Genomic DNA, 15,989 nt, shown 5'->3' on the forward strand with positions numbered 1-15,989 from the left:
CCGGGTGGAGCCGGCGCTCCGCGCGGGCTCCACCTCGGGGCTCAGCCCTTGCCGCCGGTCGCGGGGAGGTTCTTGACCGGCAGCAGCAGCACTTTGTCCACCCGCAGGCCGTCCATGTCGATGACCTCGACGTCATAGCCGTGGTGGCGGAAGATTTCGCCCTCGGTCGGGACATGGCCGAGTTGCTTGACGACGAACCCGCCGAAGGTTTCGTAGTCGCGCTGCGCCGGCGGATGCAGCGGGAAGTCGGCCACGGCCTCGGTGAATGAGGCAGTGTCGAGCAGGCCGTCCACCAGCCACGAGCCGTCGTCGCGGCGCACGGCCTTGGGTTTGAGTCGGTCGGCGGGTGAGGGGATGTCGCCCACGATGGCTTCCAGCAGGTCGTGGAGGGAGACGAGCCCGGTGACGGTGCCAAACTCATCCGTGGCGAGGGCGACGTGTTTGCCCGTGGCCTTGAACTTTTCGAGCAGCAGGTTGACCGGCAGGGAATCCGGCACGAAGAGCGCGGGCGTGGCCAGGTCGCGCACATTGACGGAAATGCCGGCGGCCAGGTTGGCGTAGATGGCCTTGACCGTGACCATGCCGATGACGTTGTCCCGCCGGCCTTCGTAAACCGGAAACGTGGTGTGCGCACTGACCACGATACGGTGCCAGATGACCTCGTGGGAGTCGTGGGCGTTGATCCAGATGATCTTCGCGCGGGGCGTCATCAGATCGCGCACCGGGCGGCGGTCGAATGACATCACGCCCTCAATCATGGCCGGTTCCTGGGCGTGGAGCGCGCCTGCACGCATGCCCTCGCGCACGAGCAGGCGCACGTCCTCCTCGGTGACCGCGGCGTCCGTGGCTGGCTTGATGCCGATGACGGCGAGCAGGGTGTCGGTCGAGCGGCCCAGCACGCTGACGAGGGGAGCACAAAGCACGGACAGCGCGTGCATCGGTCCCGCCACGAAGCGGGCCATGCCCTCCGGGTTGCCGAGGCCGATGCGCTTGGGCACGAGTTCGCCGATGACGAGGGTGAAGTAGGTGATGACAACGACCACGGCACCGAAGGCGACCTCCTCGGCGTAGGGCGCGAGCCAGGGCAGGGTGGCGAGCGGACCGGTCAGCCGGTCGGCGAGCGAGGCGCCGCCGAAGGCCGCCGCCAGCACGCCGACGAGCGTGATGCCGATCTGCACGGTTGCCAGGAAGGTGTTGGGATTCTCCGCGAGGGCGAGGGCGCGGCGGGCGCGGGTATCGCCCTGCTCGGCGCGTTGGCGGAGGCGCGACTTGCGCGCCGACACGATGGCGATCTCCGCCATGGAGAACACGCCGTTGGCCAGGAGCAGGCAAAAGATGACGAGGAGTTCGAGCAGCAGGGAGTTCATGGGTGGCACAGGAGCCGGACGGGCGTGGCGCCCAGCGTGCAGCTCCCACTATCCAAAACCCGGAATGCCGGCGGCGCAAGCGGGTCGCGCAAACACCGACCGGCTGTGTTCATTCTCATTTCCTAAATCCCAATCGTTCTCCTGCTCTTCAGTCGTCGTTCGAGAACGAGAATGATGGGGGCTCAATGCGCGGCGCGGGTCTCGGCGGCTGTCCGGGTGGAGATGCGGTCGGTCCAAGCAAGCAGGAGGGCGGAGATGACGAAGGTCATGTGGACGACGACCTGCCAGAGGACGACGTTGTCGGCCACGGGCTTGGAGCCGACCTCGATGAAGGTCTTCAGCAGGTGGATCGACGAGATGCCGATGAGCGCGGTGGCCAGCTTCACCTTGAGGACGCCGGCGTTGACGTGCGAGAGCCACTCGGGCTGGTCGGGATGGCCGTCGAGGTTAAGCCGGGAGACGAAGGTCTCGTAGCCGCCGACGATGACCATGATGAGCAGATTGGCGATCATCACCACGTCGATCAGGCCCAGCACGGTGAGCATGATGGTCTGCTCGCTGATGCCCTGCATGCTGGTGAGCAGGTGCCAGAGCTCGACGAAGAAATGGTAGACATACACGCCCTGCGCGACGATGAGGCCGAAATAGAGCGGGGCCTGGAGCCAGCGGCTCAGGAAGATGAAGCGACTGAGCGCGCGGAGGGAGGAGTGGGCGGAGGTAGGCGGATTCATCAATGGGAAAACCCGCGAGCAAAGGGCGCGCCGGGCCGGCGGCAAGCGCGCAGTCGGGTGGTTGGATTCTCTCTTCCGGTTTGTAAGCCGGCGGGCGCCTCCGTCAGGCTTTGCCCATGAAGCCCTCGCCGCCCAAGCCCGCCGAACCCCGCCCGGGACTATACCGTCACTACAAGGACAACCCCTACCGCGTTCATCATCTGGCCCTGCACACGGAGACCAACGAATGGATGGTCGTCTACGAGGCGCTCTACGGCGCCGGCGGGATGTTCGTGCGCCCGGCGGCGATGTTCGTCGAGACGGTCGAAGTTGGCGGGAAACGCATTCCGCGTTTCGCGCGGGTGGGGGATTAGCGCCGCCGCCAGACCTGCCAGCGCTCCTTGCCGGCGAAGAGCGGGAGCGAGTCAGCCACGGGCAGGTCTTCGCTGCAAATAAAGGACTCGCCGAGCAACGTATTGATTTGCTGCTGCGAGAGGGGATGCGGCGGAGGTTCTTCTTCCGGGCCGAGGAAGAAGAACCCGCAAAGCACGCCGCCGGGCCGGATGATCTCCGCCATGCGCCGGGCGTAAGAAACGTGGAGTTCCGGCGGCAGGGCGCAGAGAAAGGTGCGCTCATAGACCAAGCTGAAACCGGACATGTCGTCGGCCGGGGCAAAGAAGTCGCCGACCCGCACCAGTTGGGCCAGCGGGCCCATTTGGCGCTGTGCCTGGGCCACGGCCGCCGGACTGAAGTCGAGGCCGAGGACCGGCCACCCGCACTCGTGCAACGTGAGGATTTCGTAGCCGGAGCCGCAGCCCGGCACCAGGGCGCGGCCTGAGACCGGGGTGCGTTTCAAATAGTCGCGCAGGCACTCCGGCACGCCGTGCTGGTCCCACGGGGTCTTGCCGGAGGCGTAGCGTTGGTCCCAGAAGCCAGGGGTGATGCTTGGATCGGGGTTCATGCGCGGATCAGGTGCGCAGCAGTTTCAATCCGAAATGCCAGGGCGGAAGCAGAAAAGCGCCGCTGTCGAGGACGAGGCCGGCTTCGCCGGCCCATGCGACAATCTGGTTTGGGCGTGGCCGAATCTCCAGAGCGGGACCGCGCGGCGTGGTTACGTCGCTGCGCCAATGGATGACGGCGACGAGACCGCCGGGGCGGACCACATCGCGGGCGGCCTGGAGAAAGGCCACGGGGTCTTCGGCGTGGAGGATGTTGAACAGCAGGGCGGCGTCACACGATCCGGGTGGCCGGCCGAAGCCGTTGGTCAACACGTCACGTTGGTCAGCCTTGAGGTTGGTCAGCTGGGCTTGAGCGGCACGTTGTCTAGTGAGGGTGACCATGTCAGACTCAATGTCCACGGTGTGGACGGTGCCTCTGATCCGCCGGGCCAGCGGCAGGGTGAAGGTGCCATAGCCGCAGCCCAACTCGACCACGTCGCCCGTCGCCGGGCCGAAGCCGAAGGCATCGAGGATGCCCGGCACGTTGAACAGGGTTTCCCAATAGTCCTGCGGCGGCATGCCGCTGTCGCGCACTTTCATGGATAAACGAAAAGCTGCGTCATCGTGCCAGCGGATCAAGCGGGTGCCGTGTCATGGGTTCTGCCCCGGTGCGCTCAGTGTCCTTCGCAGGTGCAGGCGTATTCCTTGCGCTGACACTCGCCGCAGGTGGCGAGGTTCAGGTCGAGGCGGAAGTTCTGCGGCTTGGCGTCGGGCGTGGCGCGGATCTGGACGACGACGCGGTAGGGTTCGCCGGCCGGCAGGGCGGTCTTGGACGCGAAGTGCGTGGCGGTCTTTTCCATCTCCAGCGCAACCCGGCCGCTGGCGGGCTCGGCCGTCACCGCAACGAGCTGCGCACCGGGGAGGATCGGGTTGCTGTGGTCGTCGTAGAAGGTGACCTCGACGCGGCGCTCGGTCGTGACAAGGAACTCGGCCTTGAGGGGTGTCGAGTCGAGCAGACGCCCGCCCTTGGGGCCGGCCGCGATCTTTTCGGCGTGCAGCAGCGAGCCGCAGGCGAGGGTGAACAGGGTGAGGAGGAGTTTGGTTTTCATGGGAGTCAGCAGTTAGAGGGTTTCACGCGCGTTTCCAGCCAGTCGTAGAGGACAGGCAGGACGACGAGCGTGAGGAAGGTGGAGGTGATCACGCCGCCGATGACGACCGTGGCCAGCGGACGCTGGACCTCGGCACCCGGGCCAGTGGAGAGGGCCATGGGCACAAAGCCGAGGGAGGCGACGAGGGCGGTCATGAGCTTCGGGCGCAGACGCGTGAGCGTGCCCTCGGTGACGGCGGCGCGCACCGTGTGCCCCTGCGTCCGGAGCTGGTTGATGAAGCTGACCAGCATGATGCCGTTGAGCACGGCGATGCCGGAAAGGGCGATGAAGCCGACGCCGGCCGAGATGGTGAAGGGCAACCCGCGCAGCGCGAGCGCGGCCACTCCACCCGTGGCGGCCAGCGGCACGCACACGAAGACCAGCGCCGCCTGCCGGGCGTTGCCGAAGCTGGCGTAGATGAGCGCGTAGATCAGCGCGAGCGCCGCCGGCACGACGACCGCAAGCCGCGCGCGCGCGGCCTGCAGGTTCTCGAACTGGCCGCCAAACGCGAAGGCGTAGCCGTCGGGGAACGGCAGTTGCGCGCGCAGCTTGGCCTCCGCCTCGCGCACGAAGCCCTCGGTGTCGCGTCCGCGCACGTTGATGAGGATGGCCACGCGCCGCCGGGCGTCCTCGCGCGTGAGCGTGCCCACGCGGTCGGTGACGGTGATGTCGGCGACCTGCGAGAGAGGCACCTGCACGCCGCCGGCGCCGGTGACGGGCAGGTCGCGCAAGCCGGCCAGGTTCAGCCGGTGATGCTCGGGCAGGCGCACGACCACCTCGGTGCGGCGGTCGCCCGCGACGAGCGCGCCGGCCTCCTCGCCGCCGAGCGCGGTGGCGACGACGGCGTTGATCTCGTCGGCGTGCAGGCCGAGCCCGGCCAGCGCGGCGCGTTTGGGGGTGATTTCCAGCGTCGGCACCCGGCCCGGGGTTTCGAACTCCACATCGCCCCCGCCAGGGATGCCGCGCAGGATCTCCAGCGCGGCGGCGGCGAGTCGTTCGAGCACGGCGAAGTCGTCGCCCTGGATCTTCAGCGAGAGGTCGGCGCGGGCGCCGGCCATGATTTCGTTGAAGCGAAGCTGGATCGGCTGGGAGAACAGGTAGGTCTGGCCGGGGATGGTGGCGGTGAGCTCGCGGCGCATCAGCTCGACGAGCTCGGCCTTGGTCGCGGGCCGGCTGTCGAGGCGGCGCCACTGGTCGCGCGGTTTCAGGAAGACGTAGGTGTCGGCCACGTTGGGTCCCATGGGGTCGGTGGCGATTTCCGCCGTGCCGATGCGGGCGAAGAGGTGGCTGATCTCGGGGAAGCGCTCGCGCAGCAGGCGCTCCGAGCGCCGCTGCAGCTCGACGGAGTCGCCGAGGGCCACGCTGTTGCCGCGGATCATCTGGATGGAGATGGCGCCCTCGTCGAGCTGCGGGATGAACTCCGCGCCGAGTCGGGTGAACAGCCAGGCCGAGCCGGCGAAGAGCAGGACCGCCGCGGCAACCACGAGCCACCGCAGGCGGAAGGCCGCGGCCAGCAGCGGCGTGTAAACCGCCTTGGCCGCGCGCACGAGGCGGCCGTCGCGCTCTTCCAGCCGCCCGCGCAGGAACCACGGGCAGAGCGCCGGCATGAGCGTGAGCGCCAGCGCCAGCGCGCCGCCCAGCGCCAGCATCACGGCCACGGCCATCGGCCGGAACATTTTTCCCTCGATGCCGGTGAGCGCGAGGATGGGGACATAGACGAGCGTGATGACCAGCACGCCGAAGAACATCGGGCGCGCCACCTCGCGGGCGGAGGTGTGCACCTCCGCGAGACGCTCACCGGCCGTCAGCTCGCGACCGAGAGCGCGCTGGCGCTCCGCGAGATGGCGGAGGACGTTTTCCACCATCACGATCGCCCCGTCCACGATAAGGCCGAAATCGATCGCCCCGAGGCTCATCAGGTTGGCGCTGAGTTGAGCCTGGGCCATGCCCGTGAGCAGGAACAGGAACGACAGTGGGATTGCTAGGGTCACGAGCAGCGCCCCACGCCAATGGCCGAGCAGGGCAAACAGCACGGCGGCAACGAGGACGGCACCCTCGAACAGGTTGGTCGCCACCGTGCGGATCGTGGCGTGCACGAGATCGGAGCGGTCATAGACGACGCGCAGCTGCACGCCGGCCGGCAGCCGGGTCCGGATGCCTTCCAGGCGCTCGACGGCCGCACGCGCGACGAGGCGGCTGTTTTCGCCCGCCAGCATGATGGCGGCGCCGGCCACCGTCTCCTCGCCGTCGGCGGTGGCGGCGCCCGTGCGGACGGCGGAACCGATGGTCACCTCCGCGAGGTCCGCGACAGTGAGGGGGCGGGTGCCGCCGGCAAATTTCACCGGCAGGCCGGCAATGTCGGCGGCGGAACGCGCGCGGGTGTCGGCGCGTACGACCACGGCCTCGCCCCCAAGCTCGAGCACGCCGCCGCCGGCGTTGCTGGTGCTCGCGCGGATGACGCCGGCGAGCTGGTCGAAGCTCACCCCCGCGGCCAGGAGCTTCTCGGGGTCGGGGGCGACCACGAGCTGCTTTTCGTAGCCGCCGATGGCGTTGACCTCGGCGAGGCCGGGCGTGGCGCGCAGGGCGGGACGCACCTGGAAATCGTGGATCAGGCGCAGTTCGCGCAACTGGTCGGCGCGGGTGGCGGGCTTGCCGGGGGCGTCGGCGCGGTAATCCAGCGTGTAATAGACAATCTCGCCCAGGCCCGTGCTGATCGGCGCGAGGGCGGGGGTGGCTCCCGCTGGCAGCTGTTCGCGGGCGGCGGCGAGCCGTTCGGTCGCGAGCTGGCGCGTGCGGTAGAGATCGGTGCCATCGGCGAAGGTCAGCGTGACCTGCGAGAGCCCGAACTTCGAGAGGGCGCGCAGCTCGACGAGACCGGGCAGACCGGCGAGCTCGCGCTCGATGGGGACGGTGACGAGCGTCTCGATCTCGTCGGGCGCAAGCGCGGCGACGGGTGTGTTGATCTGCACCTGCGGGCTCGTGATGTCGGGCACGGCGTCGATGGCGACGTGGAAGGCCGACCAGATGCCCGCGGCGGCGAGCAGCAGGGCGGCGAACACGACGAGGCCGCGCCGATGCAGCGAAAAATCGATGATGCGTTCCAGCATCAGTGTCCGTCGGCGCAGCCGACGCCTCCGTTGATGGCCTGTAGTTCAGCGAGCCAGAGGGCGCGCACGCCCTGCACGGCGATGACATCGCCCTCGTAGAGGCCCTCGCTGACGGTTAACCCGTCGGCGGCCAGCGTCACCGGCGTGCGCAGCAGCCACGGGCCGTTGGCCACATAGACGAAGTCGCCCTTCACCGTGCGCAGCAGCGCGCCGGCGGGCAGGCGGCCGGTGAATTCGCCGGTGGCCAGGCCGGCGAATTCTGCTGCCGCCGGCGAGAGCTGCACGCCGTGCCCGGCCTTGTAGGCCGAGGCGGGAGGCGGTTCGGCGGCATGGTCGTGGGCGTGCGACTCGGTGCAGCCGGTGGCGCCGAGGAGCAGGGTGGCGGCCAGGACCAGGATCGGGGCGGATTTCATGGCGTGGCCTCCACGAGTTTGAGATTCAGTCCGGTGAGCTGTTCGAGCCGCAGGCCGGCATCCAGGGCTTCGCGCTCGGTATCGAGGAGGGCCTCGACGGCCTCGAGGTAGGCGTTCTGGAGTTCGACGTAGGTGGCGAGCGGCACGGCGCCGAGGCGGTAGTGCCGGTCGGCGAGTCCGGCCGCCTCGCGGAACTTGGCGGCGGAGTCCGGAGCCCAGCGGGCGATCTCACCCTGGCGGGCCGCGTAGGCGGCGAGTGCGGCGAGCAACTCGCGTTCGAGTTCCTGCTCGGCCACGCGCACGGCGGTCTCCGCCTGGCGCCGGCGGGCCTCGGCAACCTCGGTGTTGGCGCGCGGCCGGTCGCCCAGCGGCAACGGCAGGGAAAGCCCCACTCCGGCCACGGTCTCGCGTTCGCCGGCCTTTTCCTGCGAGAGGAACGGACTGACGGTGAAGGCCGGCCGGCCTTCGCTGCGGGCGAGTTGCACGGCGAATCCCTGCTGTTCCAGCTCCAGTTTCTTCGCGCGGAACTCGAAGTGATTTTCGCGGGCGGCGGCGAGCAGGGATTCGGCGGAGGGGGCGCCGTTGAATTTCAGCGGGGCGGACGCGACTTTGAGCGGGGCGTCTGCCGGTGCGCCGCGCAGCTGGTTCAGTTCGGCCAGGTTGGTTTGCAGGGCCAGGGCTGCGTCGGTGGCGCGGCGCTGGAGGACGAGTTCCTGCGCCTCGATCACGCGGATTTCCAGCAGCGGCGTGAGGCCGGCAGGATCGCGGGCGAGGAAGACTTCCTTGAGCGCGGCGTAGCGGTCGGCCACCTCGCGGGCGGCGGCGGCCCGGGTGGTCGCGGCCTGCAGTCCGAAGGCCAGGGTGCGGGCGCGGGCGGTCAGCGCGGCCTCGAAGCGAGCCAGCCCCAGTTCGGCGAGGGCGAGGTCGTGGTTGGCGATGCTCTTGCGCAGGGCCAGGCGACCCGGCCACTCGAAGGATTGCGAAACGGACACCGCCCAGGCCGTGCCCTCGGCGGCGAGACCGCCATCGCGCACGCGCTTGCGGCCGGCCTCGAGCGAGAATTCCGCGGGCGGCCGGGTGGCCGCCAGGCGCACACCCGCGCGCGCGGCAGCGATTTCGTCGCGGTAAAACTGAAGTTCGGGATTGGCGGCGACAATTCCGGCGACCAAGGCATCGGGGGCCAGCGAGGATGCGAGGGCGCTGGCAGTGAGGATAAGGGAGACGCAGAGCGTGGAAATTTTCATGACTGAACACGGGTTAAACGGACAAGCAGGCCCGGCCATAGGCCGGCGAAGGCACCGGTGGGTGCGCGTGGAAGAAGACTGTCCGCAGTCGGTGACCGCCGGAGCAGGCTTACGCGTTCAGTGAGGGCGCGCGCGCGGGCGGCGCGGCGCGGGAGAGGAATTGCCACGCGACCTCGATCTCGAGGGGCGGAGCGTGGCTGGCGGTGGCAAGTTCAGACTGGTTCGACGCAGGTTCAGGCACGAGCGCGAGGCAGGCGAGGCAGGACGCGACGGCGGGTGCGGCGATCTTGAGCGATTGGCCGGACTCTTTGTAGAGGGTGTCCTCGACGGTGGGGCAGGCGTCGTCCTTGCAGTCACCGGGCGTTTCGGCGGCCTGCTCGCTGGCGCAGCATTCATCCGCGCCGTGGAAGCCCGCGGCCTCGAGCCGGCAATGCAGCGTGACCGGCAGCCAGGCGGCGACCAGGAAAAGGATCAGCATGCGGGCGAGGCGGGACACGGCCCAGAAAGATGAGTGGGAGCGGACTTTGGTCAAGTCTCGCCCTGAGCCACCCCGCGGTCCGCTCAGAACCGCCAGGTCCAGGCGCCCTTGGCGGAAATGTCGCCGGTGGTCGGACGGAAATGATCGGCCGTGGTGTCGTAGCCCTGGTTGATCACGAAGTAGAGATCGTTGCCGGGCTGGACGGTCCACTTCAGGCGGAAATTCATCCCGAGCGACTTCGAGAGGTTGTCGTATTGGCCGAGCAGGCTGAGTTGCAGGTCGGGATTGAACGTGAAGGAAGCGCGGAGCGAACCGGTGCGGACCTGGAATTCGCCGGCGGGGAGCCGGATGTCGCGCAGACCCGTGCTGAGGTTGAACTGCAGGCGGCTGGTCGGACGCCAGCCGATGCCCAGGTTGTAGAAATCGGCGTGTCCCGTGAGATACTGGCCGGTGCGCCAGCGCACATAAGCGTCCACCGGTCGGGCGCGGGCGGTGCCGATCTCGATTTGGAAGTCGTCGAACCGGTGCCGGCCGGCCGGGACGATGATGCCGGGGCGGATCGCGAAGGGCGTATCGTAGGTCTCGTAGTGGGCGCCGAGCCAGATGTTGGTGAAGTCACCCTTCGCGGTCTCGGCGTAGAAACCGGTCCAGACGTTGCCGTCGAGAAAGTGGACGTCGAGGTCGGTGGTGTGGTCGGTCTCGACGAAGGGCTGCGCCATGCTGAGGAAGCGGTCCTTGAAATAGACGTTGTAGAGCGCCTGCAGGTGCATGTTGCCCACGCCGGTGCGGGAGACGAAGCCGAGGGCGGGGTCGAACTTCTCGTCCACGGCGCTGAACCAGCCGGAGAGCATCAGCGGTTCGTTGGGGTAGTTGATCGAAAGGGTGGTCGCGGTGCCGGTGCCGCCGGCGAGATCGGAGTCGGTGTGCTGCACGCCGAGGCGGGCCGTGAGCGTCTTGCCGCCGGCGAGGCGGCTGTTGGTGTAGTTGAAATCGGCGCCGAGGAGCGTGTTGTCGCCGTCGCCGCGCGGGTCGCCGTGCGTGGCGATGAGGCCGACGCTGGACTCGGCCAGCACCTGGTGGGAGACGCGGCCGACAAACAGGTTCTTGCCGTCCACGCCCGCGTGGTCGTCGGTCTGCACATCGAGCAGGCCGATGGTCCACGGGCCGGCGCGGCCGGTGACCTTGGCGCCGCCGAGGATGTCCACCTTGGTGCCGTCTTCGGCCAGGCCGATGCGGCGCGAGAAGAACGGCAGCGGGTCCTGGTTGATGCCGGCGAAGGTGAAGAGCGAGGCGTCGCGCGTGAAGAACGAGCGTTTCTCCGGGAAGAACAGCGGAAAGCGGCCGAGGTTGACCTGGCGTTCGTCCACGTCGGCGTCGGCGAAGTCCGTGTTGAGCGTGAGCGTGGCGGCGAGCGAGGGCGTGGCCTGCCAGACGAAGTCGAGGCCGGGCTTGAACTCGGTTTCCTTCTCGCCGGCGCGCGGTTTGTGCCGGGTGGTCGCGCTGGCAAACGGCTTGAACTCAAGGCCGCGGCCCTGGCGCAGGCCGGCGAAACCGCGGAGATCGCCCGTATCGGGGAGCGAGAACACGCTCTTCGCGCGAATGACGTTGGACCAGCGGACGTTCTCCTGCTTGCGGCGGATTTGCCGGGCGACGTCGAATCCCCAGGTGCCGCCCGCGGGATCGAAGGCGATGGATTTGGCCGGGATCGCGAACTCGCAGCTCCAGCCGCCGGGATCGCGGGTGACCCGGCCGTGCCAGAGGCCGTCCCACTGGTCGTTGGCCTGGTCCTTGTTCTGCACGAGGCCGTCGTGTTTGCCGCCGGCCGCGGTCAGGCCGAAGTAATAGCCGTCGCTCTCGCGATTGAAGGTGTCGAACACGATGCGCACGAGATCGTCGGAGCCGTTGCTCTGGTCGCGCTGCATGGAGTAGGCGCGGATACCGGCGAGCCCGCCGGAGTCGTGGCAGCGCACGGCCACGAAGACGTGGTCGGCGTCGTAGGTGACCCAGAACTCGGTGCGCTCGGTGGGCTCGGTGTTCTCGCGGGGATAGACTTCGCGGAAGGCGTCGGTGCGGGCGGCGGTCTGCCAGACCGGATCGTCGAGCACGCCGTCGATCACGGGCGGCGTGGCAGTGGGGCGCACGTCCAGGGCGGGGGCGGCGAAAAGGCCGGCTCCGCTCAGGATGAGGCCGAGGAAAAGGAGGCGTGGGCGTGGTGTCATGCGATCGCCGGGGTGGGTGGCGTCATGCGGGAAACCGCGCTGCGCGGCAAAGGTTACAGGTCGAAAGGACGAAATTGCGCGATGAACTCCCTGCGGGGAGGCGGCAAATGGGATCCGTAGGGGCGTGGCTTGACCGCGCCCGAGGGCGCGCGCAAGGCGCGCCCCTGCGATGACACTCGCGCCTCAGCCCACCGTGCGCATCTGGATGCTGTCCACCCGGTCGCCGGAATCGGTGAGCACATCGGAGATGATCACGAGCTTGTCGCCGCTTTGGACGCGGCCGGCGTCCCGCAGCATGGCAATCGCACGGGAAAGCGTTTTTTCGGGATCACCAAAGACGCCGATGTAATAGGGCTCGACCGAGCGGACGATGCGCAGCTGGCGCAGGGCGGTCACGTTGTCGGTGAGGGCGAGGATGGGCGCACGGGCCGGGCGGTGGGCGGCGAGTCCGGCGGCGGCGAGTCCGCGGCGGGTGAAGATCACGATGCGCGCCCCGGGGAACTCGTTGGCCATGACCACGGCGGCACGCATGAACTTCATGCGGGGCTCGATGAACACGGCCGGCTCCGGAAAGTCGGCGGCCAACTCCTCCTCGACGCGCCGGGCGATGGAATCCATCACGCGGATGCACTCGAAGGGATATTTGCCCACGGTGGTCTCGCCGGAGAGCATCACGCAGTCGGCCTGCTCGTAGACGGCGTTGGCCACGTCGGTGATCTCGGCGCGGGTCGGCACGGGCTGGGTGATCATGGACTCCAGCATGTGGGTGGCGACGATGACGGGGCGGCCGACGGAGAGGCAGGTGCGGACGGCGCGGTGCTGGATGATGGGCAGGTCCTGCAGCGGCACCTCAATGCCGAGGTCGCCGCGGGCCACCATGAGCACGTCGGTGGCGCGGATGATGTCGTCCAGGTTGGAGATGGCTTCCTGGTCCTCAATCTTGGCGACGATGCGGGCGGAGGATTTTTGCTCGCGGAGGAAACCGCGGAGCTGCGAGATGTCGCCGGCCTCGCGCACGAAGGAGAGGGCCACGAAGTCGATGCCCTCCTCGATGCCCACGAGGGTGTCGGCCCGGTCCTTTTCGGTGAAGGAAGGCAGGTTCACGCGCACGCCGGGGAGGTTGATGTGCCGGCGGGAGGAGAGCGTGCCGGCCGTGAGCACGCAGCAGCGGATGTGGGCGTCGTTCTTGGCCCGGACCTCGAGACGGATGAGGCCGTTGTCCACGAGCACGATGTCGCCGACCTTGATGTCGTTGACGAGGTCGCGGTAGTTCACGTCCACCGAGCGGATCTCCTCGGCGTTGGTGCGGTCGCCGCCCGGCTTGACCGTGAAGTCGAAGATTTCCCCCGGCCGCAGCTCCATGGGGGCCGCGACGTCGCCGGTGCGGATCTCGGGGCCCTTGATGTCCATCATGACCGCGACCTCGCGGCCGACCTTCTTGGAGACGGCGCGGATGCGGCGGATGACCTCGCGGGTCCAGTCGTGCTTGGCGTGCGCCATGTTGAGGCGGATGACATCCACGCCCGACTCGATGAGGCGGGTCAGCTGCTTCTCGCTCTCGGTGGCTGGGCCGAGGGTGGCAATGATCTTGGTGCGGCGGTAGGACGGGATCGACATGGACGGGAGCAGGGAAGCGGGCGGGGGCGGAGCGGGCAAAGCAAAAGCCGGATTACGTCAAGCGGCGGGCCGAGGCGGACAGAAAATGCGCAGTCGGAGCGGGGTTCAAAACTCGAAGGCGGGCGTGCCGGCGCCCGGGGCGACGACCGAAAACCCGCATTGCCGGGCGGCCAGCACGGTGCCGCAGGCGGCCGCGACGGCTTCGGGCGAGTTGCAGTCGCGGCTGAGGTGGGTGAGGAACACGTGGCGCCAGCGGGCGCCGGCGGTGGTTTCAAGGAGTTCGCGGGCCGCGGAGTTGGAAAGGTGGCCGTGCCGGCCGCCGATGCGCTGCTTGGTGGACCACGGGCGCTTGGTGTCGGCCTGCAGCATCTGCGAACAGTGGTTGGCCTCGACGACGAGCACGTCGGCCTCGCGGATGTGTTCGCGGATGTGCGCGGGCGCGTGACCGAGATCGGTCAGCCAGGCGAGACTTCGGCGCGGCGAGAGCAGGTCGCCGTGGCCGTGGGCGATGAGGAAGCCGACGGGATCCTGCGCGTCGTGCGGCACGGTGAAGCTGCGCACCTCGAACTCGCGGAAACGGAACGTCGCGCCTGTCTCAAAGAGCTGCCAGTTGATCCGGTGCTTGAGGCCGGCCTGCAGGGACTCGGCGGTGCGACGGTTGGCGAAGACCTTGATGCGGTCGTGTTTCGCCAGGCCGGAGAGCGCCGCCGCATGGTCGCCGTGCTCGTGGGTCAGGAAGATTGCGTCGATGCGTTCCCAGGACTCGCCCGCCTCGGCGAGGAGTTCGCCGAGTTTTCGCGCCGAGAAGCCCGCGTCCACGAGCACGCGGGTGTCGTCGGAAGCGAGGAGGGCGGCGTTGCCGGAGCTGCCCGAGCCAAGAATGCGGAACCGCAGGGCCATCGCCGGGATTGAGGGCCCGCCGCCTGACCCCGGCAATGCCAAATCCGGCCCAGTCCGCCGACCGCCACCCGGCCCGACCCGACGAATGTTCGTATTACGAACATTCGTCCACACGCACCGGGCTGGACGGGTGTCATTCAAGGCCCAATGTTCGTATTACGAACATTGGGCCTGATTGTGAGGGCGGCTGAATTTCGGTGGGGGCGGCAGGACATCCGACTCCGCCAGCACCGTGGGGGTTGACGCAGGCGGCAATCTCGCTTCGCTTGACCCTCCATGCCGAAAAAGACCAACACGCGCAAAAACCGGGAGCCGTCCGTGCGGGCGCTCGCGGGCACGGTGTTCATCACGCGGCAGGTGCACTTCAACTCGGCGCACCGGCTCTACAACCCGACCAAAAGCCTAGCCTGGAACCAGAAGCAATACGGCCTCTGCACCAACCCGCACTGGCACGGTCACAACTACGTGCTCGAGGTCACGGTCAAGGGGCAGCCCGATCCGGTCACCGGCTACATCATCGACCTGGCACGCCTGAAGAAGATCCTGCACCGCGCCGTCGTGGACAAGTGCGACCACCGCAACCTCAACGACGAGGTGGACTTCCTGCGCGGCATCATTCCCTCGACCGAGAACCTCGTCATCGCCTTCTGGCACGAGATCGTCTCGCACATTCCGCTGCCCGCCAGGCTGCACTGCGTGAGGCTCTACGAGACGCCGCGCAACTACGCCGAGTTCTTCGGCCCGGCCCACCACTGATGTTTCGGGCGGTTACGTCACCCGCCTGCACCAACCAAAAACGAATCCCATGAATCCGATGTATCTCCACCGCTCCAACCAGGGCCAGCCGCCGCGGGTGAAGCGGGGTTACGACAGGAAGTTCAAGCCCGACGCCGCCTACCGTGCGACGCTGCCCGACATGATGGACGCCGCGCACGACGCCATCCAGGGGGCCAACGTGCCGATCCAGCAGGTCGGCATCCACAACTTCAAGCTGCCGCTCAAATACCGCACGAAGGGCGGCAAGATCCTCACGCTCGAGACCAGCGTCACCGGCACGGTCTCCCTCGAGGCCGACCTGAAGGGCATCAACATGAGCCGCATCATGCGGACGTTCTACGAGCACCGCGACGGCGTCACCACCGGCGAATGGATGGGCAAGATCCTGAAGGCCTACCTGCGCAAGGTGGAGACGAAGGACGCGCGGCTGAAAATCGCGTTCTCCTACCCGATGTTGCGGAAAAGCCTGCGCACGGATCTCGAGGGCTTCCAGTTCTACGACGTGGCGTTCGAGGGCGTGATGACGCGCGACGGACGCTACCGCCGCTTCATCCACTTCGACTTCGTCTATTCGTCGGCCTGCCCGTGTTCCGCCGAACTTACCGAGCACGCCCGCGACCGGCGAGGGGCCTATGGAGTGCCGCACTCCCAGCGCAGCAAGGCGCGCATCACGCTCGAGGAGTCCGAGGGGAAAAAGATCTGGATCGAGGACGTCCACGCGCTCTGCCTGCAGGCGCTGCAGACCGAGACGCAGGTCATGGTGAAGCGCGAGGACGAGCAGGCCTTTGCCGAGCTCAACGGCGCCTACCTGAAGTTCGTCGAGGACGCTGCGCGGCTGCTCTATCTCGCGTTCGATCGCGACAAGCGCATCAAGGATTTCCGGATCGCCTGCTCGCACCTGGAGTCGCTGCACTCGCACGACGCCGTGAGCGTGATCTGCAAGGGCGTGAAGGGCGGCTTCGACGCCGACTTCATGGACTTCGGCTCATTGCTGTGCTGAGCCGGTCGCTCCGCCGGGCGCGCAAATCACTATCGCCAAAAAGTTCTAACGCCAATGCGGTCGGAGGGTTT

Annotated in this window: 15 protein-coding genes; 3 read left to right on the plus strand and 12 right to left on the minus strand. The window is 68.1% G+C overall.

Going from position 1 to position 15,989, the window contains the following annotated elements; all coding sequences use genetic code 11:
- Positions 1-41: 41 nt before the first annotated feature.
- On the minus strand, positions 42-1,367 hold the full coding sequence (locus ESB00_RS04290; RefSeq protein WP_129046489.1) for a hemolysin family protein: 1,326 nt from the start codon (positions 1,365-1,367) through the stop codon (positions 42-44).
- A 182-nt stretch (positions 1,368-1,549) separates the two neighbouring features.
- Entirely contained in the window at positions 1,550-2,098 is a 549-nt protein-coding gene (locus ESB00_RS04295) for a TIGR00645 family protein (RefSeq protein WP_129046490.1), read from the minus strand.
- Positions 2,099-2,214: 116 nt separating this feature from the next.
- Between ESB00_RS04295 and ESB00_RS04300 the strand changes: the two genes are divergently transcribed.
- Entirely contained in the window at positions 2,215-2,451 is a 237-nt protein-coding gene (locus ESB00_RS04300; RefSeq protein WP_129046491.1) for a DUF1653 domain-containing protein, read from the plus strand.
- On the opposite strand, the gene ESB00_RS04305 is transcribed toward ESB00_RS04300, so the two are convergent.
- The 10 genes from ESB00_RS04305 to ESB00_RS04350 all read right to left on the minus strand — a co-directional run bounded on the left by ESB00_RS04305 (position 2,448) and on the right by ESB00_RS04350 (position 14,141).
- Positions 2,448-3,038 carry a methyltransferase domain-containing protein gene (locus ESB00_RS04305; RefSeq protein ID WP_129046492.1) on the minus strand — a complete coding sequence of 197 codons (591 nt, stop codon included), beginning with the start codon at positions 3,036-3,038 and terminating at the stop codon, positions 2,448-2,450. The genes ESB00_RS04300 and ESB00_RS04305 overlap by 4 nt on opposite strands.
- A gap of 7 nt (positions 3,039-3,045) precedes the next feature.
- The gene (locus ESB00_RS04310; RefSeq protein ID WP_129046493.1) at positions 3,046-3,615 is read right to left on the minus strand and encodes a class I SAM-dependent methyltransferase; all 570 of its coding nucleotides are present in this window, start codon (positions 3,613-3,615) and stop codon (positions 3,046-3,048) included.
- A 74-nt stretch (positions 3,616-3,689) separates the two neighbouring features.
- Complete coding sequence (locus ESB00_RS04315; protein ID WP_129046494.1) at positions 3,690-4,124, minus strand: hypothetical protein; 435 nt, start codon at positions 4,122-4,124, stop codon at positions 3,690-3,692.
- Between the two features lie 5 nt (positions 4,125-4,129).
- Positions 4,130-7,270: an efflux RND transporter permease subunit gene (locus ESB00_RS04320; protein ID WP_129046495.1), complete on the minus strand. Its 3,141-nt coding sequence runs from the start codon at positions 7,268-7,270 to the stop codon at positions 4,130-4,132.
- A complete protein-coding gene (locus tag ESB00_RS04325) occupies positions 7,270-7,683 on the minus strand; it encodes a hypothetical protein (protein WP_129046496.1) in 414 nt (137 codons plus the stop codon). The genes ESB00_RS04320 and ESB00_RS04325 overlap by 1 nt, the downstream gene beginning before the upstream one ends.
- Complete coding sequence (locus ESB00_RS04330) at positions 7,680-8,927, minus strand: TolC family protein (RefSeq protein ID WP_246026403.1); 1,248 nt, start codon at positions 8,925-8,927, stop codon at positions 7,680-7,682. The genes ESB00_RS04325 and ESB00_RS04330 overlap by 4 nt, the downstream gene beginning before the upstream one ends.
- 109 nt (positions 8,928-9,036) lie before the next feature.
- Positions 9,037-9,423 (minus strand): hypothetical protein, encoded by a 387-nt coding sequence (locus ESB00_RS04335; RefSeq protein ID WP_129046498.1) that lies wholly within the window; start codon positions 9,421-9,423, stop codon positions 9,037-9,039.
- A gap of 65 nt (positions 9,424-9,488) precedes the next feature.
- Complete coding sequence (locus tag ESB00_RS04340) at positions 9,489-11,624, minus strand: carbohydrate binding family 9 domain-containing protein (RefSeq protein ID WP_129046499.1); 2,136 nt, start codon at positions 11,622-11,624, stop codon at positions 9,489-9,491.
- A gap of 183 nt (positions 11,625-11,807) precedes the next feature.
- Positions 11,808-13,241 (minus strand): pyruvate kinase, encoded by a 1,434-nt coding sequence (pyk, locus tag ESB00_RS04345; protein WP_129046500.1) that lies wholly within the window; start codon positions 13,239-13,241, stop codon positions 11,808-11,810.
- 105 nt (positions 13,242-13,346) lie between these two features.
- The gene (locus ESB00_RS04350) at positions 13,347-14,141 is read right to left on the minus strand and encodes an MBL fold metallo-hydrolase (RefSeq protein WP_129046501.1); all 795 of its coding nucleotides are present in this window, start codon (positions 14,139-14,141) and stop codon (positions 13,347-13,349) included.
- 276 nt (positions 14,142-14,417) lie between these two features.
- On the opposite strand from ESB00_RS04350, the gene ESB00_RS04355 reads away from it, so the two are divergent.
- Together ESB00_RS04355 and folE2 are read left to right on the plus strand one after the other, a co-directional pair.
- A complete protein-coding gene (locus ESB00_RS04355) occupies positions 14,418-14,897 on the plus strand; it encodes a 6-pyruvoyl trahydropterin synthase family protein (RefSeq protein ID WP_129046502.1) in 480 nt (159 codons plus the stop codon).
- Positions 14,898-14,946: 49 nt separating this feature from the next.
- Complete coding sequence (folE2, locus tag ESB00_RS04360; RefSeq protein ID WP_129046503.1) at positions 14,947-15,918, plus strand: GTP cyclohydrolase FolE2; 972 nt, start codon at positions 14,947-14,949, stop codon at positions 15,916-15,918.
- The last annotated feature ends 71 nt before the right edge of the window (positions 15,919-15,989 follow it).

It is taken from the genome of Oleiharenicola lentus (assembly GCF_004118375.1).
GTDB classification, from domain to species: Bacteria; Verrucomicrobiota; Verrucomicrobiia; order Opitutales; family Opitutaceae; genus Lacunisphaera; species Lacunisphaera lenta.